The following is a 21414-nucleotide window of genomic DNA, read 5'->3' as shown; positions in this document are numbered from 1 at the left end:
CGTCCTCTCAGTGGGCCACGGCTGCGGCGCCGTGTTCGTCGATCAGGGCGCCCGTGACGAAGCGGTCCAGGGCGAAGGGGGCGTTGAGGGGGTGCGGGGCGCCGGTGGCGATGGTGTGCGCGAAGGTCCAGCCGGCCGCCGGGGTGGCCTTGAAACCGCCGGTCCCCCAGCCGCAGTTGACGTACATGTTCTCCACCGGCGTGGTGGAGATGATCGGCGAGGCGTCGGGAGTGACATCGACGATGCCGCCCCAGGTGCGCAGTACATGGGCGCGCGCGAAGACCGGGAACAGCTCCACCGCCGCGGCCATCTGCTGCTCGATGACATGGAACGCACCGCGCTGCCCGTATCCGTTGTACGAGTCGACGCCCGCGCCCATCACCAGCTCGCCCTTGTGCGCCTGTGAGACGTAGACGTGTACGTGGTTGGACATCACGACGGTCGGGTGCACCGGCTCGTGCAGCTCGGAGACGAGCGCCTGGAGCGGATGCGACTGCACGGGCAGCCGGAAGCCGGCCTTTTCGGCGAGGACGCTGCTGTGGCCCGAGCCCGCGAGGCCGACCCGGCCGGCGTTGATGCGCCCGCGGGTCGTCTCGACGCCGACGACCCGGTCGCCGTCCTTCACGAAGCCGGTGACCTCGCAGTGCTGGATGATGTCGACGCCCATCTCGTCGGCGCGGCGGGCCAGCGCCCAGGCGACATGGTCGTGCTTGGCGATGCCGGCCCGGGGCTGGTAGGTGCCGCCGAGTACGGGATAGCGGGTGTCGGTCGAGACGTTGAGGATCGGGCAGACCTCGGCGACCTGCTGCGGGTCCAGCCACTCCGCGTCCACGCCGTTGAGCTTGTTGGCACCGACGCGGCGGACGCTTTCCCGTACATCCTGGAGGGTGTGCGCGAGGTTGAGGACGCCGCGCTGGCTGAACAGGAAGTCGTAGTCCAGCTCTTCGGGCAGCCCCTCCCACAGCTTCAGGGCGTGCTCGTAGATCCCCGCGCTCTCGTCCCAGAGGTAGTTGGAGCGGATGATCGTGGTGTTGCGGGCCATGTTGCCGCCCGCCAGCCAGCCCTTCTCCAGGACGGCGACGTTGGTGATGCCGTGCACCTTGGCGAGGTAGTAGGCGGTGGCCAGGCCGTGTCCGCCGCCGCCGACGATCACGACGTCGTAGGAGGAGCGGGGCTCGGGGTTGCGCCAGAGCCAGTCGGGGTGCTCCGGCAGCGGCTTGGTGCTCATACGGTGGCTCCGTTCGCGCCCGCGGAGAGGGCCGGGTACAGGGGGAACTTGTCGGTGAGCGCGGTGACGCGGGCGCGCAGCGCGGTGGCGCGCGCGTCATCGGGCTCGTCCTTCAGCGTCTGCGCGATGATGTCGGCGACCTCGCGGAACTCCTCGGTCCCGAAGCCGCGGGTGGCGAGCGCCGGGGTGCCGATGCGCAGGCCGGAGGAGACCATCGGGGGGCGGGGGTCGAAGGGGACGGCGTTGCGGTTGACGGTGATGCCGATGCGGTGCAGCCGGTCCTCGCCCTGCTGTCCGTCCAGGGTGGAGGCGCGCAGGTCGACGAGGACGAGGTGGACCTCCGTACCGCCGGTGAGGACGGAGACGCCGGTCTCGGCGACGTCATCGGCGAGCAGCCGCCCGGCGAGGATGCGCGCGCCCTCCAGGGTGCGCCGCTGCCGGTCCTTGAACTCCTCGGAGGCGGCGACCTTGAAGGCCACGGCCTTGGCGGCGATCACATGCTCCAGCGGGCCGCCCTGCTGACCGGGGAAAACGGCCGAGTTGATCTTCTTGGCGAGCTCCGCCTTGGAGAGGATCACACCACCCCGCGGCCCGCCGAGCGTCTTGTGGGTGGTCGTGGTGACGACATCGGCGTACGGGACGGGGCTGGGGTGCAGCCCGGTGGCGACCAGTCCGGCGAAGTGCGCCATGTCGACCATCAGATACGCGCCGACCTCGTCGGCGATGCGCCGGAAGGCGGCGAAGTCCAGCTGGCGCGGGTACGCCGACCAGCCCGCCACGATCATCTTCGGCCGGTGCTCACGGGCGAGGCGGGCGACCTCGTCCATGTCGATCCGCATGTCGTCCTTGCTGACGTGGTACGGAACGACGTTGTAGAGCTTGCCGGAGAAATTGATGCGCATGCCGTGGGTGAGGTGCCCGCCGTGCGCGAGGTCCAGGCCGAGGATGGTGTCGCCCGGCTTGAGCAGCGCGAACATCGCGGCGGCGTTGGCCTGCGCGCCGGAGTGCGGCTGCACGTTGGCGGCCTCGGCGCCGAACAGTTCCTTGATCCGGTCGATCGCGATCTGCTCGACGACATCGACGTGCTCGCAGCCGCCGTAGTAACGGCGGCCGGGGTACCCCTCGGCGTACTTGTTGGTCAGGACCGAGCCCTGCGCCTCCATGACGGCGGCCGGCGCGAAGTTCTCCGACGCGATCATTTCCAGGGTGGACTGCTGACGGTGGAGCTCGGCACCGACGGCGGCCGCGACCTCGGGGTCGAGCGCGCCGAGCGGTGACGTGAGGGCGTTCGAAGCATTCGCTGCCATCTGCGCACTCCTAGAATCCAGCTGAAGAGCAACTGATATATCAGGCTGTGCGGTAAGGTATGTGAGTCCGAGGAACAGGTCAAGAGGTGGCTTGATGAACGGTCCGAAGTCCAGGTCAGAGGAGCGCCAAGAGGAGCTGTCGCTCGCCGAGCAGGCGTACCGCGCCATCCGCGACCGCCTGATCATGCTGGACATCCGCCCCGGCGCGCCGATCAACGAGGACCAGCTCTCCCAGTCCCTCGGCTTCGGCCGTACCCCGGTGCGCGAGGCGCTCAAGCGCCTCCAGTACGAGCGGCTGATCGCCACCTTCCCCCGCCGCGGCACCTTCGCCACCGAGGTCAACATCACCGACCTCGCGCACATCTCCGAGGTCCGCCGGCAGCTGGAGCCGATGGCCGCGGCACAGGCGGCCCGCCGCGCGACCGCCGCGGACCGCGCGCGCCTGACCGAGCTGCTGCGGGAGCTGGAGACCGCGGGCGAGCAGGGCCGCAGCCCGGACGACCTGATGCGGCTCGACCTTGCGGTGCACCGCGCGATCTACGCCGCCACGCACAACCCGTACCTGGAAGACACCCTCGTCGCCTACGACAACCTCGCCACCCGCGTGTGGTGCCTCTTCGTCGACCGCCTCCCCGGCATGGCGGGCCACATCGGCGAACACGGCCCGCTGCTGCGCACCATCACGGCCGCCGACCCTGAGAAGGCCGCGGAACTGGCCCGCAGCCATGTCGAGGGCTTCGAGCAGGCGATCCGCGAGGCAATCTGACCGTACGGGTCACACGGGCCGACCTATGCCAGTAGTTGCACGACCAGCAACTACCGCCCCTTCTCACGCAACTTCGCGTGCTCGGCAAGCCACTACTTACCCAGAGAGCACCTTGACAGTCGACGTCAACATTCCCATATTGGCAACGCAGTTGCTTCTCATGCAACGCAATCGACGCTCGATCGAGGAGGACCCTTGTCCGCTCCCGCTCTCGAACGCATCAAGCTGATCCGTAACGGCGAAAAGTGCCGGCTGACCTTCTCCGACGCCGAGTTGGACCGACGGCTGGCGCTGCTGCGCAAGGTCATGGCCGAACTGGACGTCGAGGTCGCGCTGTTCACCTCGTACCACAACGTCAAGTACTACTCGGACTTCCTCTACACCTCCTTCGGGCGCCCCTACGCACTGCTGGTCACCCAGGACGACCAGATCACCGTCTCCGCCAACATCGACGCCGGGATGCCCTGGCGGCGCGGGTACGGGGACAACGTCGTCTACACCGACTGGCGGCGCGACAACTACGTGCACGCGATCCAGGAGGCGCTGCGCACCCGCGGCATCGCGCCCCGCCGGATCGGCGTCGAGCACGACAGCCTGCCGCTGGACACCCTGCGCACGTTCGAAGCGGCCTTCCCGGGCACCGAGTTCAGCGATCTCGCGCAGGCCGCGATGCGGCAGCGGATGGTCAAGTCCGCCGAGGAGATCGCCCTGATCAAGGAGGGCACCCGGATCGCCGACCTGGGCGGCGCCGCCGTCCGGGAGGCCATCGCCGAGGGCGTACCCGAGTACGAGGTCGCGCTCGCCGGTACCGAAGCGATGGTCCGCGAGATCGCCCGGGCCTTCCCGCACACCGAGATCCGCGACACCTGGGTGTGGTTCCAGTCGGGCATCAACACCGACGGGGCGCACAACTGGCCCACCACGCGGCGGATCGGGCGCGGTGACATTCTCAGCCTGAACTGCTTCCCGATGATCTCGGGTTACTACACGGCGCTGGAGCGAACGCTGTTCTGGGGCGAGCCGGACGCCCGCTCGCTCGAACTGTGGGACATCAATGTCGCGGTGCACCGCCGCGGCCAGGAGCTGATCATGCCGGGCGTCAGCTGTGCGGAGATCGCCCACGAGCTGAACGAGATCTACCGCGGGCACGGACTGCTCCCCCACCGCACCTTCGGATACGGGCACTCCTTCGGCGTCCTCTCGCACTACTACGGGCGCGAGGCGGGGCTGGAACTGCGCGAGGACGTCGACACGGTGCTGGAGCCGGGCATGGTGGTGTCCATGGAGCCGATGATCATGGTGCCGGAGGGCGAGCCGGGCGCCGGCGGCTACCGCGAGCACGACATCCTCGTCGTCGGCGAGGACGGCGCCGAGAACATCACCGGCTTCCCGTACGGGCCCGAGCACAACATTCTGGGCGCCTGACCGAGCGTCCGACCACGGCGGCGGTGCGCGGTCGCGCATGCGGCAGGATGGGATCACCATGGCTGACAACCGGACAGACAAGAACGCCGATGCCTCCGGCGAGAGCCGCGGCATCTCCGTCCTGCACAACGGCATTTCCGTACTGCGCACGTTCAGCGCCGCGGAACCACTGCTGGGCGTCACGGACATCGCCGCCCGCATCGGCCTCCACAAGAGCACGGTCTCCCGGCTCCTGGCCACGCTGGAGCAGGAAGGGCTGGTCGAACGGGACCCGGAGACCCGGCGGTTCCGGCTGGGCCTGGGCGTCATCGCCATGGCGGGCCCACTGCTGGCCGACCTCGACGTGCGCCGGGTCGCCCATCCCGTCCTGCGGGAGCTGACCCGGCGCACCGGCGAGACCTCGGCGCTGATGCTCTGGAACGGTTCCGAGTCGCTCTCCGTCGAGCAGGTGCCCAGCCGGCACGAGGTCAAGCACACCACCCCGCTGGGCACTCGGTACCGCACCGCCCACAGCGCCTCGGTACAGGTCTTCCTCGGCCGGCTGGCCGAGGAGCGGGCCCGCACGCTGCTCACCAACGGCACGCTCGTCCCGCCGGGCCCGGAAGACGACCCGGCCCTGGACACGTACTTCCGGCGTCTCCACGAGGCCCGGGAGCGCGGCTACACCATCAACTACGGCGAGACCAGCCTGCAGGAAGTGGGCGTCGCCGCACCGGTCTTCGATCACCGGGGCGACCTCACGGCCGCCGTGCTGGCCTCGGCGCCGCGCTTCCGCGTCTCGCCCGACCAGCTGCCGGTGCTCGGTGACGCCGTGCGCGCCGCCGCCGACCAGGTCACCGAGCGGCTCGGCGGCCACCGCCCGGCGGGCGACGGCGGCTGATCCACGGCCGGCGCGGCGAGCCGCTCCACGGCGGCAGGCCGACCGGTGCGGCAATCCGCTCCGTGAGGCTCTGCCCCAGGTTTCCCTGGCATGGGGCGGATTTGGGACCGTGTACGGGAGGGGACCGGGGGAACTCGACAGCACCGCGCGGCAGTGGCCTGCGGCGCGGGGGCCCGGCGGCGACGGTCCACCGTCGAGCCACAGCGCGGCGGCTCGCCCCGCGCCGGACCGGTCGAGGTGACCCTGATGACGACAACAGCACGGCCCAGAACGGCAGTCGAGCCCACAAGGACAGTCGAGCCCAGAGCGGCGGTGCCGCCCGGGAGCGCGGCACAGGCCCCTTCGCCGGAGGAAATGCGGCGCGCCATGGGGGCGTTCGCGACCGGTGTGACGGTGGTGACCGCGGTGGACGGCGGCGAACCCGTCGGGTTCACCTGCCAGTCCTTCGCCTCGGTGTCCCTGACTCCCCCTCTGGTGCTGTTCTGCGCCGACCACCGGGGACGCAGCTGGCCCCGCATCCGAGCCGCCGGCCGCTTCACGGCCAACGTACTCGCCGAGGACCAGACGGAGCTGTGCGCGCGCTTCGGCTCGCGCACCGGCCGGAAGTACGAAGGGCTCGGCTGGGACCTGTCCCGCTGGGGCACGCCGTCGCTGCGCGGGGTCCTCATGCGGGTGCACGCCGAGATCACCGCCGTGCACAGCACCGGTGATCACGACGTGGTGATCGGGCGCGTCCTCGCGGTGGAGACCGCCCGGGAGAACCGTCCGCTGCTCTTCTTCCGCGGCCGGTTCATCAGAACCACAGCCGCCGCTCCCCCGCCTGGCTGGTCCCGGCCACTGTCCTCGTAGACCGGTTCACATCACGGTCGCAGAGCCCTCCGGCTCCTGGCCCTCCGGCCCCGGCAGCCGGGCGGCGATCACGGCGATGTCGTCGTTGCTGGTGGCGGACGGGCCCTCGACCAGGGCGCGGCAGAATTCGTCCAGCGGCTCGTTGGCGAGCCGCGCGGCGTGCCGGCGCAGCCGTTCCAGGCCCTGGTCGATGTCCTCGTCGGCACGCTCCACGAGGCCGTCGGTGTAGAGCAGGACGATGCTGCGCGGCGGCAGCGGCTCGACGGCGCTGGCCCGCTCCTTGTTCAGGGCCAGCCCGCCGAGCATGATGTCCTGCGCGGCGTCCAGGAACCGCGCCTCGCCGTCGGCGGTGACCAGCAGCGGCGGCGGGTGCCCCGCGACGCTGAAGTGCAGCTGCCGCGGCCCGCCGGACTCGCCCTCGATGCGCGCGTACACACAGGTCGCGGTGCCCTCCTCGGTGTCGAGGATCTGGGTGCTCACGTCCAGCCTGCGCAGGATGTCGCCGGGCGGCTCCTGCCGGTCGACGACCAGGCCGCGCAGCATGTTGCGCATCTTGCTCATCGTGACGGCGGCGGTCAGGTCGTGGCCCGCGACATCGCCGATGATCAGCGTGGTGGCCCCGTCGGGCAGCACGAAGGAGTCGTACCAGTCGCCGCCGATTTCGTCCGCCATGGAGCTGGGCGTGTACCGGGCGACGATCTCCAGGCCGTCGACCGTGGGCGGATCGGTGAGCAGGCTCCGTTGCAGCGCCAGGGCGATGCGCTGGGTGTGCCGGAGCTCCAGGGCATGGCTGAAGACCGGCAGGGACTGGTCCAGTACGGCCCGGACGAGGCCGAGTTCGTCGCGGCTGAACGGTTCCCGGCCGCGGCAGGCGTAGACGGTGAACACCGCGTGCACGCTCCCGGCGACGGTGACGGGGAACATGACGACGTCGTGCACGCCCGCCTTCTCCGCCCAGACGTTCACGCCGGGCGGCACCTTCGCGGGCGGTACGGGGCCGGGGCCGAGGGTGCGGTGGACCGGGCGGTGTTCGCGAATGGCCTGGTCAAAGGCCGATCCGGGCGTCACCCGTTCGGGGCGCAGCGGAGCCACGGCCCGCGGCAGCCCGTCCCGGATGGTGGCGGAGATGCGGTGGATGACCCGCCCCTCCAGCTCGGTGCCCGGCTCGCCCTCGGGGAAGAGGTACACCCCGCAGGCGTCGGCCAGCTCCGGCACGATCACCCGCCCCACCGCCGCGAAGGCGTGGTCGGCGCGGGCCGACTCGGTCACCGCGGCGGAGGCCCGTACCAGCAGCTCCTTGCGGCGCTCCGCCAGCCACTGGTCCTCGATGTCGGCGCAGGCGCCGATCCACTCCACGACCCGGCCCGCCTCCCGGACGGGGACCGCACGCAGCTCGCAGTGGCGGTGGCAGCCGTCCTTGTGGCGCAGCCGGTAGCGGTGCTGGAACAGGTCCGGCACCTCCCGGACCGCGCGCCGCCACGCCTCGGCGAGCGCGGGGCGGTCGTCGGGGTGCGCGGAGTCCAGCCAGCCGTCGCCCCGGAGCTGGTCCCACGACATGCCCGTGACCTGCTCCCAGCTCGGGCTGCGCTCGATGAGCCGCCCGCCCGGATCGGTGACCCACACCTTCTGCGCCCCGGCCGCGACCAGGCTCTGGTACCGGTGGAGCACGCGCAGCCGCTTCTCCGAGAGCAGCCGGGCCCGCTCCTTCGCGGTGACCTCGCCGGTGACCTCCATGGCCACCAGCAGCACCCCCGCCACCTCCGGCTCCCCCGCCCGGCCCTCGGCCAGGGCGCGGGAGAAGCTGATGCTGAACCAGCGGTCCCGCACCTCGCCCCGCGCATCCTCGATCCGTACCGGCCGGTCGGGGCCGATCTGCACCGGCTCGCCCGTCCGGTACACCTGGTCCAGCAGTGCGAAGTGCTCCCGCTGCTCCAGTTCGGACAGCGCCTCGCGGGCCGGCACGCCGAGCGGCCGGTTCCCGAAGAGCCGCCGGTAGACGGCGTTGGTGTACGCCAGGACGTGGTCGGGCCCGTGGAAGACGGCCACGGCCACCGGTGCCGGGTCGAACACGTCCAGCGCCGGGATGCCCGGTCCCTCACGGTCTGGCTGCTCGGTCACCATCACGCCCACTTCCACGTCGCGTATGCATCATTTCTACTCAATACCGACGGTTTCCGTCGGCCAGGACGCGTGATCGGGTGGGCCGTGGCATGCAGGCCGGCCGAAAATCGCCGGCCGCGCCCTCGGCGGCCCCGGCCCTCCCGGGCCCGCTGGCAGGATGCTGGGCATGACCGACCATCCGCTGCTCGGAACGTATGAGGTGGCCGCCGTCGAGCCGTATCTCGCCCGGGTGGGCGAGGTGTTCGCGGCCGGGCCCGTCCATGACTCGGGGTGCCGTGCGTACGGCGTACGGCTCCCGGACGGGGAACGCTGGTGCGTGAAGGAGGCGCTGACGGACGCGGCGCAGCGCTCACTGGACCGCGGCTGGGCGTTCCACCGTGCGGTACGGCATCCGGTGATCGTCCCGCACGTGCACCGGTGGCAGGTGGGCGAGCGGACCGCCGCCGTACTGCCCTGGCGGGACGGCGAGCCGCTGTACCACCGTGCCCCGGCCCGCGTCCCCGGCGAGCCCCGGGGCGCCGCGCTCGCCCGTTTCCGGGCGCTGCCCGTGGAGCGGGTGCTGGCGGCGCTGGACCTGATCCTGGACGCGCATCTGGCGGTCGAGCAGGCCGGGCACGTCGCGGTGGACTTCTACGACGGGGCGGTGCTGTACGACTTCGCGACGCACACCCCGCACCTCATCGATCTCGACGAGTACCGCCGCGGCCCGTTCGTCCTGCAGGAGGACCGGCTGCCGGGGTCGCGGCGGTTCATGGCTCCGGAGGAGTGGGTGCGCGGGGCGGTCATCGACGTCCGTACGACGGTGTACACGCTCGGGCGGACGGCGCGGCTGCTGATGGACGCGGGCGACGAGGAGCGGGCATGGCGCGGCACGCCGCGGCAGCGCGCGGTGATAGCCCGGGCCACCTGCGCCGATCCGCCGCACCGCTTTCCGAGCGTGCGGCAGTTCGTCGGGGAGTGGCGGGCGGCGAGCCGCGAGGTGCCCGCCGATCCGCACGGACCCCTTGGCCGCGGCGAGTTGATGCATTAATCTACCGGGCAGAAATGGTGCATTAATGCATCGAGGAGGGTGCGCGCACCACCGGGCAGACAGCCACGAAAGGCAGCGAGCCGTGGAGAGCGACCGGTCAGGCGATGGCGTCGTCGGACGTCGTGCCCAGCGGGTCGAGCGCGGAGCGCAGATCGGCATGGATCTCGAAGGCGTCGAGAAGACCGGTCAGGCGCAGCAGCCGGACGACACTCGGACTGCCGTCGTCCGCGACGAGCCGCAGCCGTCCCTCGCGCGACAGGATCCGCAGCCGCGCCCGGCACAGCAGCGACAGGCCGCCGCAGTCCATGAAGGTCACCCGGCGCAGGTCCACGACCAGATCAGGGCGTCCGGTACTGGTGAGCACGTCTATGCGGTCGGCCAGATTGATCCTGGCAAGGATGTCCAGCTCCCCGCTCAGCTCCATGACCGTGATGCCACCCACGGCCCTTTCCCGGCCCCCGAAGGACCGCCTCTCTTCGGCCATCCCCGTCCCCACTTCACTGTTCGGCCGAGACGCGCGGAAGCGCCGTGCACCGGCGATGGAGTCTTGCGGAGGTGGGGGACACCCGCGGAGTAAGGTCGCGCAACGACCACCGTCGGCGTTCGGGAATCCGCGCCGTGCCGGCCGTCGGCAGGGTCCGGGTCATCGGCCGGTCCGTTACGTGTGAATACGGTGTACCCGGCTCTGGTGGCCCGAGTCAACAACTTGGTTGTACCGGAAAGTTGTTGACTCCCGTCCGCCACTCTTCGCCACCCCTCGCGCTCCGCTCCCTCGGCCGCGTGCACAGAAGGAAGACCCGCTGCTCCGCGCGTTGCCGAGATATGCGGGGAGCGTCCGCGCACACGGATGTACGCCGACGCCCCCGCCATCCCCCGTACGGCGCTCCCCGGCGCCGCGGGCACCATCCTGCCGCCGCGGCGCTCCCCGGGGAAAGGAGATCCCGATACGTCTTCCGTGCGCATTGATGAGCCAGTGCTTATCAATGTGCCGGCCGGTGCCAAGGCACGGTGCATGGGACCGCCGCCCGCGGGGCACCCGGCGCATCTGGGAACGCCGGTACTCACCCGGTCGCACGACCCCGGCCGCGGCCCGATGGCGGGCCGGAGGGGTGCGTGCCAGCGTGTCCAGGGGTGGCGTCGCCACCGGGCCCCTGCTACCGATCTTGCGAGGACCGTGATGGAACGACCCAGAGTGCTGATCGTGGGCGGCGGCTTCGCCGGCGTCGAGTGCGCCCGCGTCCTGGAGCACGGCCTGGAGGCCCGCGAGGCCGAGATCACGCTGGTCTCCCCCACCAACTACCAGCTCTATCTGCCACTTCTGCCACACCTGGCGGCCGGTGTGGTCACTCCCCAGTCCATCGCCCCCTCCCTGCGCCGCATCCTCCACCGGACGCGGTTCGTGCCGGGCGGCGTGGTCGGCGTGGACACCGCCGCCAAGGTCTGCGTGGTCCGCCAGATCACCGGCGACACCGTCAACCTCCCGTACGACCACCTCGTCCTCACCCCCGGCTCCGTGACCCGGACCTTCGACATCCCGGGCCTTACCGAGCACGCGCGGGGCATGAAGACACTGGCCGAGGCGGCGTACATCCGTGACCACATCATCGCCCAGCTCGACATCGCCGCGTGCTGCGCCGACCCGGCCGAGAAGGCCGCGCGGCTGCAGTTCGTGGTGGTCGGCGGCGGTTACGCGGGCACCGAGACGGCGGCGTACCTGCAGCGGCTGACCAGCGCGGCGGCGTCCCGCTACGCGGGCCGCATCGAGCCCGACGAGATCAAGTGGCACTTGATCGACATTGCGCCGAAGCTGATGCCGGAGCTGGGCGAACGGCTCGGCACCAAGGCGATGGAGCTGGTGCGCAAGCGCGGCATCGAGGTGTCGCTCGGAGTGTCGGTGGAGTCGGTCACCGAGGACACCGTGACCTTCACCGACGGCCGGGTACTGCCCTGCCACACGCTCATCTGGACCGCCGGCGTCGCCGCGAGCCCGCTGATCGGCACGCTCGGCGCGGAGACCGTGAAGGGCCGGCTGGTGGTGCACGCGGACCTGTCGGTGCCGCGGATGCAGGGCGTGTGGGCCTGCGGCGACGCCGCCGCCGTACCGGACATCACCAAGGAGGGCGGCGCGGTCTGCCCGCCCACCGCACAGCACGCGCAGCGCCAGGGGAAGCACGCCGCGAAGAACATCATGGCGTCGCTGCGCGGCCGGCTGAGCACCCCGTACAAGCACAAGGACCTGGGGCTGGTGGTCGACCTCGGCGGCACCGACGCGGTGTCCCGGCCGCTGGGCAAGGAGCTGGTCGGCCTGCCCGCGCAGGTGGTGGCACGCGGGTACCACCTGATGGCGCTGCGGACCGGCACCGCGCGGTTCCGTACCGTCGCGAACTGGCTGCTCAATGCCACCGCGGGCGACGATTTCGTACGGACCGGATTCCAGTCGGGCCGGGAGGCGACGCTGCGCGACTTCGAGCGTACGGACGCCTATCTCTCGGCGGATGCCGTACAGGCGCAGACCGGCGGCGGGCGCCGGAACACCTGACGGTCGGGTGGGAGCGGCGCGGCCGGGCGGTTCTCAGAGCTGCTCGGCCGCGTCGTCCACCGGCAGGTCGCGGGCGCCCAGCCGCAGGTGCTCGATGTGGTAGACGGCCTCGTCCAGGAGCTGCGCGACGTGGTTGTCGTAGAGGCTGTACACGATGCGGCGGCCCCGGCGGGCGCCGGTGACCAGGCCCAGCGCGCGCAGCAGCCGCAGCTGGTGGGAGACGGCCGACTGCTCCATGCCCACCGCCTCGGCCAGCTCGCCCACGGGGCAGGCCCCTTGGCGGAGCCGGGTGAGGATCATCAGGCGTGACGGCGTGGCCAGCGCCTGCAGTGTGGCGGCGATGGTCGCGGCGGACTCCGCGTCCAGATGCTCGGCCGGCGTGACCCGGGCGTCGACTCCATGTCCCATGCGCCCATCGTAACGACCGGCACACTTGAAGACCTCTTCATGTATTCGGCTATGGTGGCAGTGACGCACACGCATGAAGACGTCTTCATGCGTGCGTGGAATTCGTCCCCGTCCGCACTGCCGTCCGCCGGCCCCGCCGCGCCGACGTCTCCGCTCTCCGAGGTGTCCTCCCCATGGCTTCCACGCTGGCCGACGAGCCCACGGCCGCCGCCACCGCGCCGGCGCCACCGGCCCCCGCGGCGCTCCCCCGCCGCACCAGGCTCTTCGCGCTGCCCGAGGTCCGCTGGGCCGCGCTCGCCCTGCTCGCCTTCCTGATCGCCTTCCCGCTCGACCTCATGGGCGCGCCCGCCTGGGCGTGGGGCCCGCTGTACGCGGTCTGTTACGCGGCGGGCGGCTGGGAGCCGGGCTGGGCGGGCCTGACGGCGCTGCGCGAACGCACCCTTGATGTCGACTTGTTGATGGTGGTGGCAGCGATCGGCGCCGCCGCCATCGGCCAGTACCTCGACGGCGGCCTGCTCATCGTGATCTTCGCGGTCTCCGGCGCGCTGGAGGCCCTGGCCACCCGGCGCACCGAGGACTCCGTACGCGGCCTGCTGGACCTCGCGCCGTCCACCGCCGTACGGCTGACGGAGGACGGCGAGGAAACCGTCGCGGCCACCGCGCTGGCGGTCGGCGACACCGTCCTCGTACGCCCCGGCGAGCGGCTGCCCGCCGACGGCACCGTGCTCGACGGCGCGAGCGAGGTGGACCAGGCGTCGATCACCGGCGAACCGCTGCCCGCGGAGAAGCGCACCGGCGACACCGTGTTCGCGGGCACCCTCAACGGCACCGGCGCCCTGCGCGTACGGGTCGACAAGGACGCCTCCGAATCGGTCATCGCGCGCATCGTCACGATGGTCGAGGAGGCCAGCAGCACCAAGGCGCCGACCCAGCTGTTCATCGAGAAGATCGAGCAGCGGTACTCGGTCGGCGTGGTCGTCGCCACCCTCGCGCTCTTCGCGGTCCCGCTGGCCTTCGGCGCGGACCTCACCGCCACGCTGCTGCGCGCCATGACCTTCATGATCGTGGCCTCGCCGTGCGCCGTCGTACTGGCCACCATGCCGCCGCTGCTCTCCGCCATCGCCAACGCCGGTCGGCACGGCGTGCTCGTGAAGTCTGCGGTGGCGATGGAGCGGCTGGGCTCCATCACCCGTGTCGCGATGGACAAGACCGGCACCCTCACCGAAGGCACCCCGCGGGTCGCCGCCGTCCAGGCGCTGCCCGGCTTCGGCGAGGACGAGGCGCTCGCGGCGGCCGCGGCGGCCGAACTGCCCAGCGAGCACCCGCTCGCCCGCGCCGTGGTCACCGCGGCCCGCGACCGCGGCCTGCGCCTGGCGGACGCCGAGGACTTCTCCTCCGTACCGGGCCGGGGCGTGCGCGCCGAGGTCGGCGGGCGCACGGTCCGGGTGGGCAGCCCGGCGGCCCTGCTGGACTCCGGGGACGGCGCGGCCGATGCCCGTAAGGCCGTCGCCGCGTACGAGGACGAGGGCCGCACCGCCGTCGTCGTACTGATCGATGACACGCCCGCCGCCGTGCTCGCGCTCGCCGACCGGCTGCGGGCCGGCGCGCCCGGGGCCGTGGCCCGGCTGCGCGAGCTGGCCGGCGCCGAGCCCGCCCTGCTGACCGGCGACAACGCCCGTACGGCTGCCCGTACCGCCGACGAGTCGGGGATGACGGACGTACGGGCAGGACTGCTGCCCGAGGACAAGGTGGCGGCCGTGCATGCCTGGCAGCGGGAGGGCGAGCGGGTCCTGGTCGTGGGCGACGGCGTCAACGACGCGCCCGCGCTGGCCGCCGCCGACAGCGGCGTGGCGATGGGCCGGGCCGGCTCGGACCTGGCACTGGAGACGGCCGACGCGGTGGTCGTACGGGACGAGATCGGCGCCGTGCCCACCGTCGTGGCGCTCTCCCGGCGCGCCCGGAAGCTGGTGACCCAGAACCTCGTCATCGCGTCGGTGTGCATCGGCGGCCTGGTGATCTGGGACCTGGCGGGCCATCTGCCGCTGCCGCTGGGCGTGCTGGGGCACGAGGGGTCGACGGTACTGGTGGGGCTGAACGGGCTGCGGCTGCTGCGGGCCTCGGCGTGGCGCCGGGCGGCGGTCTGAGCACCGGGCACATCACCTCCGATGGGGGAAGCAATTGACCTCAACATTGGTTGAGGTCATAGCTTCCTGATGTGTCGCCGGTCGGTCCCGGCCCGCGACGAACAACCGTTGCTTCCCGGAGGACCGCGATGGACATGGAAGTCACTGCCTGGCAGTCGCTGCACAGCACCGTCACCGCACAACAGGACAAGCGTCCTTTCTCGCGCGGGACGGTGCGCCGCATCGCGACCTTCGCCCGCCCGCACCGCCGCCTCATCGCGGCGTTCCTGCTGCTCAGCACCGTCACGGCGATGCTCGCCGTGGCCACTCCGCTGCTCGCGGGCCGGGTCGTGGACGCGATCGTGCACCGCTCCTCCACGGAGCTGGTGCTCGGCCTGTCCGGGCTGATCGCCGCCATCGCGGTCGCCGAGGCGGGCCTCGGACTGCTCACCCGTTGGCTCTCCGCAAACATCGGCGAGGGGCTGATCCTGGACCTGCGCACGACCGTGTACGACCACGTCCAGCGGATGCCCGTCGCGTTCTTCACCCGTACGCGCACGGGCGCCCTGGTCAGCCGGCTCAACAACGACGTCATCGGCGCGCAGCGGGCGTTCAGCGACACGCTCTCCCAAGTCGTCGGCAATATCGTCACGCTGATCCTGACGCTGGTCGTGATGCTGGGCCTGTCCTGGCAGATCACCCTGATCGCCCTCGTACTGCTGCCGGTGTTCGTCCTGCCGGCGCGGCGCGTCGGGCGGCGCCTCGCGCAGCTGCGCCGGGAGGCCGCCACGCACAACGCCACGATGGGCACGCAGATGACCGAGCGGTTCTCCGCACCCGGCGCGACGCTGGTCAAGCTCTTCGGGCGGCCCGAGCAGGAGTCCGCCGAATTCGCCGCGCGGGCACGTCGGGTGCGCGACATCGGCGTCCGTACCGCCATGGTGCAGACGTTCTTCGTCACCGCGCTCACGCTCGTCTCCGCGCTCGCGCTGGCCGTCGTCTACGGACTCGGCGGCTACTTCGCCCTGCGCGGCAGCCTGGAGCCCGGCGCGATCGTCTCCCTCGCCCTGCTGCTGACCCGGCTGTACGCGCCGCTGACCGCGCTGTCCGGCGCCCACGTCGAGGTCATGAGCGCCCTGGTCAGCTTCGAGCGGGTCTTCGAGGTACTGGACCTGAAGCCGCTCATCAGCGAGAAGCCGGACGCCCGCAAGGTGCCCGAAGGCCCGCTGGCCGTGGAGTTCGACGGCGTACGCTTCGGCTACCCGGCCGCCGACAAGGTCTCCCTGGCCTCCCTCGAAGAGGTCGCGACGCTGGACACGAGGGGCGGCGACGAGGTCCTGCACGACGTGTCCTTCCGGGCCGAGCCCGGCCAGATGATCGCGCTGGTCGGCTCCTCCGGCGCCGGCAAGTCCACCATCGCGCAGCTGCTGCCGCGGCTGTACGACGCGGACGAGGGCGCTGTACGCATCGGAGGCGTGGACGTGCGCGACCTGTCCGCCGCCTCGCTGCGCGAGACCCTCGGCATGGTCACCCAGGACGGCCACCTCTTCCACGACTCGCTCCGCGCGAACCTGCTGCTCGCCCGGCCCGAGGCCACCGAGGAGGAGCTGTGGGACGTACTGCGCCGGGCCCGCCTGGACGGCCTGATCGCCTCGCTGCCGGACGGCCTGGACACGGTCGTCGGCGAGCGCGGGTACCGGCTCTCCGGCGGTGAGCGGCAGCGGCTGACCATCGCCCGGCTGCTGCTGGCCCGCCCCCGGGTGGTCATCCTCGACGAGGCCACCGCGCACCTGGACAACACCTCCGAGGCGGCGGTGCAGGAGGCGCTGACCGAGGCGCTGGCCGGCCGCACCTCCCTGGTGATCGCGCACCGGCTGTCCACCGTGCGGGCCGCCGACGTCATCCTCGTGGTCGAGGACGGCCGGATCGTGGAGCGCGGCAGCCACGAGGCGCTGCTCGCGGCGGGCGGCCGTTACGAGGAGCTGTACCGCACCCAGTTCGCCGAGTCGCCCACCGCTTCGTCCGTCGATTCGCCCGCCGCGCAGAAGGCGGCGGCCGTCAGCTGATCGCCGCATCGGCGTACGGTCACGACATCCCCGGCCGGTCCCGCCTCTTGGCGGCGACCGGCCGATGCCGAACACTCGGAGGGTGACCCAGCGCGCTGAACACTCGACCGTCATGGACCGTCTCGCGATCGACGACCTCATCACCGGATACGCCCACGCCGTCGACGACGGTGACTGGCCCGCGTACCGGGAGCTCTTCACCAAGGACGGCCGGGCGGACTACCGCTCGGCCGGCGGCATAGAGGGCGGCTGCGAGGAGATCGCCGGCTGGCTCGCGGAGATGATGCGCCGCTTCCCCGTCCGCCAGCATCTGATCGTCAACCGCCGGATCACCCTGGACACCCGGGACGGGGCCCCCGGCGACACCGCCACCGTACGCGCCGACTACCTCAACCCGATGCGGCTCGCGGACCCGGCCGGCGCCCTCCCCGCCGACCACGGCGCGGCAGCACCGAACTACACCTGCGGCGGCCGCTACGACTTCACCGTCCACCGCACCTCGGAGGGCTGGCGACTGGCGGAGGTCGTCGTGCACGAGAAGTGGCGTCAGGTGGTGCCGACCGGGAAGACGTGAGGCGGCTTCCCCCGCACGGCTCTCTCCGGAACGTGAGCCGCCGCGCCCCCTGTGCGTGATCGCCGTCGTGGCGCACACTGGGCGTCCGACACTGGGCGTCCGACCCGAGAGGGGGACACGGTATGCGCCGCCCGGCAGGTCAGAAGGAAGGCCGGCGGGACCGGAGCCCCGCCTCTCCCTGGTGGCGCGCCGTCGCCGCGCCGGCGGCCGGCGCGCTGCCGGCCCTGTGCTTCCCCGCGCCCGCGCTCTGGTGGCCGGCGTACTTCGTCCTGGTCCCCTGGCTGGCCCTGCTGGCCTCCGCCGCCACGCCCCGGCGTGCCGCGCTGGAGGGCTGGCTGGGCGGCACCGGCTTCATGCTGGCGATGCACCACTGGCTGCTGCCGAGCCTGCATGTCTTCCTGCTCGTACTGGGCGCGCTGCTCGGCGCGCTGTGGGCGCCGTGGGGCCTGCTCGTCCGCGATCTGCTGCGGGGCCGGCCGGGGCCCGCGCGGTGCGCGGCGGCGCTGCTGCTCGTGCCGTCCGGCTGGCTGCTGATCGAGCTGGTGCGGTCCTGGGAGTACCTGGGCGGGCCGTGGGGCGTGTTCGGCGCGAGCCAGTGGCAGGTGGCGCCCGCGCTGCGGCTCGCCTCGCTCGGCGGCGTCTGGCTGCTGACGCTGCTGCTCGTAGCGGTGAACACCGCACTCACTGCGCTGCTGCTGTCCCCCGCGGCGCGCCGGACCGCGCTCGGCGGGCTGCTCGCGGTCGCCGTCGCGGCGGGTGCCGCCTGGGCCTGGGCGCCGCGCCCCGAGCCCGCCGGCACGGCCCGCATCGCGGTGGTGCAGGCGGGCGTGGTGGTGGGGCCCGACGCCCGGTTCGCGCGCGGCGAGCAGCCGACCCGCACGCTCAAGGGCCGGGGCGTGGACCTGGTGGTCTGGGGCGAGAGCAGCGTCGGCGCCGACCTGACCCGCCGCCCGGACCTGCGGGCCCGGCTGGCCGCACTCGCCCGCGAGGTGGACACCGACCTGCTGGTCAACGTGGACGCCCGGCGCGCCGACCGCCCCGGTATCTACAAATCGTCCGTACTGATCGGCCCGGACGGCCCGACCGGCGACCGCTACGACAAGATGCGGCTGGTGCCGTTCGGCGAGTACGTACCGGCCCGCTCGATACTCGGCTGGGCCACCAGCGTCGGCAAGGCCGCCACCGAGGACCGCCATCGCGGCACCCGCCAGGTCGTCATGGCGACGGGCCCGGTCTCGTCACCGGACCTGCGGTTCGGCCCGCTGGTCTGCTTCGAGACAGCGTTCCCCGACATGAGCCGGCGGCTGGTCCGCGACGGCGCGGGGCTGCTGGTCGCCCAGTCCGCGACCTCCTCCTTCCAGGAGAGCTGGGCCCCCGAACAGCACGCCTCACTGGCCGCACTGCGCGCGGCGGAGACCTGGCGCCCGATGGTGCACGCGACGCTGACCGGGGTGAGCGCGGTGCACGGGCCGGACGGCGCGCCGGTCGGGGAGCCGCTGGGCACCGACCGGGTCACCGCCGCGGTCTACACGGTTCCGCTGGCCCACGGCACCAGTCCGTACGTCCGCTTCGGCGACTGGCCGCTGTACGTGGCCCTGCTCGCGCTCGCCGGATACTGCCTGCGGACGGGCGTACGGGCCCTGCGGCCGCCATCGGCCCGGGCGCCGGGCGACCGGAGTCCCGGCCTGCCCGTCCGGCCGCCGGCCACCCGCACGCTCCGCTTCCTCAGGCGCCCTGGCCCGACACCTCGGTGAGCACCCGCTCGCACAGCTCGTGGGTGTGCAGCGCGTCCTCGGCGGTCAGCAGCGTCCCGGCCCGTACCGCGTCCAGGAAGGCCAGCGCCGCCTGCTCGATGCCGCGCTGCCGGGCGACCGGCACCCAGTCGCCGCGCCGCCGCACGCTCGGCTGCCCCTTGTGGTCGATCACCTCGGAAAGGTTGATCACCTGGCGCTTGGTGTCCTGCCCCGAGACGTCGAGGATCTCCTCGGCCGAGCCGCTGAGCCGGTTCATGGTGCCGATCGCGGAGAACCCGTCGCCTGACAGGTGCAGGACGACGTGGTGCAGCAGCCCGTCCCGCACCCGCGCCCGTACGTGCACGTCCTCGACGGTCCCCGGCGCCAGGAAGCGCAGCGTGTCGACGACGTGGATGAAGTCGTCCAGCACGAGGGTGCGCGGGTCCTCGGGCAGCCCGACGCGGTTCTTCTGCAGCAGGATCAGCTCGCGCGGGTGCTCCAGGCACTGCGCGTACCCGGGCGCGTAGCGCCGGTTGAAGCCGACGGCCAGGCTGACGCCGCGGTCCGCGGCCCGCCGCACGAGCCGCTCGCTCTCGGCGTAGTGGTAAGAAATCGGCTTATCGACATAGGTCGGCACGCCTGCTTCTATGAGGCGACCGACGATCTCGGGATGCGCGACGGTCGGCGCGTGCACGAAGGCCGCGTCCAGCCCCGCCCCGAGCAGCGAATCCAGGTCGGCGTGGCGCTGCGGCGCGGGCAGATGGAGGCTGTCGGCGACCCGGTCGAGGGTGGCCGGAGTCCGGGTCTGCACATGCAGCTCGACTCCGGGCTGCGTCCCGAGCACCGGAAGGTACGCCTTCCGCGCGATATCGCCGAGGCCGATGCAGCCTACCTTCAAGGGTGTTCACCTCTGGTGTGTCGATGTGATCTGTTGATGTGATCTGTCGATGTGGCGCGTCGACACGGTGTGCCGACGTGGTGTGTCGACGCGGCGTGCCGACGTGATGTGTGTCGATCCGGTACGGGGAGCGTACGTGGCCGCGCGGAGTCACTGCCTGCCGGGCGGGGCCCGGGCGGCTCACCGGGGGCCGCGCCCTATGGCGCAAAATTGCGGGCCATGCACACCGAACCGGGAAAAACCGGGTCGGCGCGCGCCGCAGCGGCCATGCTGGGCGGCATGACCACATCCGATCCAGCACGCACCATTCCCATCGGCACCGGCGACGAACTCACACAAATGGTGCGCTGGCTGGACTACCACCGCGCAACGCTGGCCACCAAGTGCGCGGGGCTCACCGAAGAAGAGCTGCGCACGCCCTCCGTACCGCCCTCCGAGCTGACCCTGCTCGGCCTGCTGCGCCACATGGCGGAGATGGAGCGGCACTGGTTCCGACGGATCATGACCGGCGAGGACTTCCCGTGGATCTACTGCGACGAGGAGGACTGGGACCGCGACTGGCACTTCGGCGAGCAGGACACCGCGGCCGAGGCGCTGGCCACCTGGCAGTCGGAGACGGAGCTGGCCGTCAAGGCCGCCGAGGGCCGCACGCTGGACGAACCGGCGCCGGGACGGCTGCCCGGCAAGGAACTGACGCTGCGCTGGATCTACCTGCACATGATCGAGGAGTACGCCCGCCACAACGGCCACGCGGACTTCCTGCGCGAACGCCTGGACGGCGACACGGGCGCCTGAGGGCCGACGGGGGCGCCGCGCCAGGAGCGGTGACCGCCCGCTTGAAGCGGTGGTCGCCCGCTGGGAACGGTGGCCGGGTCGGCGGCTGCAGCTCCCGCTAGGACCGGTGGCCGCCCGCGCGGTCCAGTCGTCGCTGGAGGCATTCGATGTCGGCCCGGATGCCCTGGCGGTGCGGGTCGTCCTCCAGGGCGTCCAGCGCCGTACGGGCGCGGCCCAGCTCCCAGCGGGCCTCGGAGTGCCGGGCGAGCCGGGCGTAGTCGGCGGCGAGGTCGAGATGGAGCGCGGGCAGGAGCGCCCGCAGCTCGGTCCGGCCGGCGTCCGCGTGCCCCCGGCTGCCCTGAGCCACACTCAGCGCCCGCAGGTCCCAGCGCAGTTCCTCCAGAGGGCTGTCCTGGGTGTCGGCCAGATAGTGCGCGAGCGCGCAGCGGTGGTAGGCGTCGGCGCACGGTCCGAGCTCCTGCCACAGCCCGGTCATCCGCTTGCGCGCCTCCTCCCGGTCGCCGCCGCGGTGCAGCATGACGGCCTGCCCGATCCTGGTCAGGACGCCATGCCCGGCCGTCGCCCCGTACCGCCTCTGTGCCACTGCGCTCACCCGCGTCCGTACGCCGCCTCACCACCTGCTCCCCCGACGCTAACCGCGCCCGGCACCCCCGGCACGGCAAGCCCCCCAGA

18 protein-coding genes are annotated in these 21414 nt (G+C 72.1%); 11 read left to right on the top strand and 7 right to left on the bottom strand.

The window, feature by feature from the left end; all coding sequences use genetic code 11:
* Positions 1-7 precede the first annotated feature (7 nt).
* Together CCS38_RS17150 and glyA are read right to left on the bottom strand one after the other, a co-directional pair.
* A complete protein-coding gene (locus CCS38_RS17150; protein ID WP_223734149.1) occupies positions 8-1228 on the bottom strand; it encodes a sarcosine oxidase subunit beta family protein in 1221 nt (406 codons plus the stop codon).
* Positions 1225-2535 carry a serine hydroxymethyltransferase gene (gene glyA / locus CCS38_RS17145; RefSeq protein WP_223734148.1) on the bottom strand — a complete coding sequence of 437 codons (1311 nt, stop codon included), beginning with the start codon at positions 2533-2535 and terminating at the stop codon, positions 1225-1227. The genes CCS38_RS17150 and glyA overlap by 4 nt, the downstream gene beginning before the upstream one ends.
* A 94-nt stretch (positions 2536-2629) precedes the next feature.
* Between glyA and CCS38_RS17140 the strand changes: the two genes are divergently transcribed.
* The 4 genes from CCS38_RS17140 (at position 2630) to CCS38_RS17125 (ending at position 6455) form a co-directional block, all read left to right on the top strand.
* The gene (locus CCS38_RS17140) at positions 2630-3301 is read left to right on the top strand and encodes a GntR family transcriptional regulator (protein WP_223734147.1); all 672 of its coding nucleotides are present in this window, start codon (positions 2630-2632) and stop codon (positions 3299-3301) included.
* A gap of 195 nt (positions 3302-3496) precedes the next feature.
* Positions 3497-4726 carry a M24 family metallopeptidase gene (locus tag CCS38_RS17135; RefSeq protein ID WP_223734146.1) on the top strand — a complete coding sequence of 410 codons (1230 nt, stop codon included), beginning with the start codon at positions 3497-3499 and terminating at the stop codon, positions 4724-4726.
* A gap of 58 nt (positions 4727-4784) precedes the next feature.
* Positions 4785-5606 carry an IclR family transcriptional regulator gene (locus CCS38_RS17130; RefSeq protein WP_223734145.1) on the top strand — a complete coding sequence of 274 codons (822 nt, stop codon included), beginning with the start codon at positions 4785-4787 and terminating at the stop codon, positions 5604-5606.
* A 366-nt stretch (positions 5607-5972) separates the two neighbouring features.
* A complete protein-coding gene (locus tag CCS38_RS17125; protein WP_223734144.1) occupies positions 5973-6455 on the top strand; it encodes a flavin reductase family protein in 483 nt (160 codons plus the stop codon).
* Positions 6456-6461: 6 nt separating this feature from the next.
* Here the strand turns inward: CCS38_RS17125 and CCS38_RS17120 are convergent, their stop codons facing one another.
* Positions 6462-8573 carry a SpoIIE family protein phosphatase gene (locus tag CCS38_RS17120; RefSeq protein WP_223734143.1) on the bottom strand — a complete coding sequence of 704 codons (2112 nt, stop codon included), beginning with the start codon at positions 8571-8573 and terminating at the stop codon, positions 6462-6464.
* Positions 8574-8742: 169 nt separating this feature from the next.
* Between CCS38_RS17120 and CCS38_RS17115 the strand changes: the two genes are divergently transcribed.
* Complete coding sequence (locus CCS38_RS17115; protein ID WP_223734142.1) at positions 8743-9606, top strand: serine/threonine-protein kinase; 864 nt, start codon at positions 8743-8745, stop codon at positions 9604-9606.
* A 97-nt stretch (positions 9607-9703) separates the two neighbouring features.
* Here CCS38_RS17115 and CCS38_RS17110 read toward each other — a convergent pair whose 3' ends face one another.
* The gene (locus CCS38_RS17110) at positions 9704-10048 is read right to left on the bottom strand and encodes an STAS domain-containing protein (RefSeq protein WP_308050808.1); all 345 of its coding nucleotides are present in this window, start codon (positions 10046-10048) and stop codon (positions 9704-9706) included.
* Between the two features lie 735 nt (positions 10049-10783).
* Between CCS38_RS17110 and CCS38_RS17105 the strand changes: the two genes are divergently transcribed.
* Entirely contained in the window at positions 10784-12145 is a 1362-nt protein-coding gene (locus CCS38_RS17105; protein ID WP_223734140.1) for an NAD(P)/FAD-dependent oxidoreductase, read from the top strand.
* 33 nt (positions 12146-12178) lie between these two features.
* Here CCS38_RS17105 and CCS38_RS17100 read toward each other — a convergent pair whose 3' ends face one another.
* Positions 12179-12553: an ArsR/SmtB family transcription factor gene (locus CCS38_RS17100; RefSeq protein WP_030263431.1), complete on the bottom strand. Its 375-nt coding sequence runs from the start codon at positions 12551-12553 to the stop codon at positions 12179-12181.
* Positions 12554-12726: 173 nt separating this feature from the next.
* Here CCS38_RS17100 and CCS38_RS17095 point away from each other — a divergent pair, with 173 nt between their 5' ends.
* The 4 genes from CCS38_RS17095 to lnt all read left to right on the top strand — a co-directional run bounded on the left by CCS38_RS17095 (position 12727) and on the right by lnt (position 19070).
* The gene (locus tag CCS38_RS17095) at positions 12727-14697 is read left to right on the top strand and encodes a heavy metal translocating P-type ATPase (RefSeq protein WP_223734139.1); all 1971 of its coding nucleotides are present in this window, start codon (positions 12727-12729) and stop codon (positions 14695-14697) included.
* Positions 14698-14825: 128 nt separating this feature from the next.
* Entirely contained in the window at positions 14826-16742 is a 1917-nt protein-coding gene (locus tag CCS38_RS17090; protein WP_223734138.1) for an ABC transporter ATP-binding protein, read from the top strand.
* 82 nt (positions 16743-16824) lie between these two features.
* On the top strand, positions 16825-17316 hold the full coding sequence (locus tag CCS38_RS17085) for a nuclear transport factor 2 family protein (RefSeq protein ID WP_223734137.1): 492 nt from the start codon (positions 16825-16827) through the stop codon (positions 17314-17316).
* 122 nt (positions 17317-17438) lie between these two features.
* Positions 17439-19070 carry an apolipoprotein N-acyltransferase gene (gene lnt, locus CCS38_RS17080; RefSeq protein WP_223734136.1) on the top strand — a complete coding sequence of 544 codons (1632 nt, stop codon included), beginning with the start codon at positions 17439-17441 and terminating at the stop codon, positions 19068-19070.
* On the opposite strand, the gene CCS38_RS17075 is transcribed toward lnt, so the two are convergent.
* Positions 19042-19947 carry a Gfo/Idh/MocA family protein gene (locus tag CCS38_RS17075; protein WP_223734135.1) on the bottom strand — a complete coding sequence of 302 codons (906 nt, stop codon included), beginning with the start codon at positions 19945-19947 and terminating at the stop codon, positions 19042-19044. The genes lnt and CCS38_RS17075 overlap by 29 nt on opposite strands.
* 279 nt (positions 19948-20226) lie before the next feature.
* Here CCS38_RS17075 and CCS38_RS17070 point away from each other — a divergent pair, with 279 nt between their 5' ends.
* Positions 20227-20742 carry a DinB family protein gene (locus tag CCS38_RS17070; protein ID WP_223734134.1) on the top strand — a complete coding sequence of 172 codons (516 nt, stop codon included), beginning with the start codon at positions 20227-20229 and terminating at the stop codon, positions 20740-20742.
* Between the two features lie 97 nt (positions 20743-20839).
* On the opposite strand, the gene CCS38_RS17065 is transcribed toward CCS38_RS17070, so the two are convergent.
* Entirely contained in the window at positions 20840-21325 is a 486-nt protein-coding gene (locus CCS38_RS17065; RefSeq protein WP_223734133.1) for a hypothetical protein, read from the bottom strand.
* Positions 21326-21414: the final 89 nt, after the last annotated feature.

This window comes from Streptomyces purpurogeneiscleroticus (genome assembly GCF_020024005.1).
GTDB classification, from domain to species: domain Bacteria; phylum Actinomycetota; class Actinomycetes; order Streptomycetales; family Streptomycetaceae; genus Streptomyces; species Streptomyces purpurogeneiscleroticus.
The sequence above is the reverse complement of the archived record's forward strand: the minus strand, read 5'-3'. Positions and strand labels throughout refer to the sequence as shown.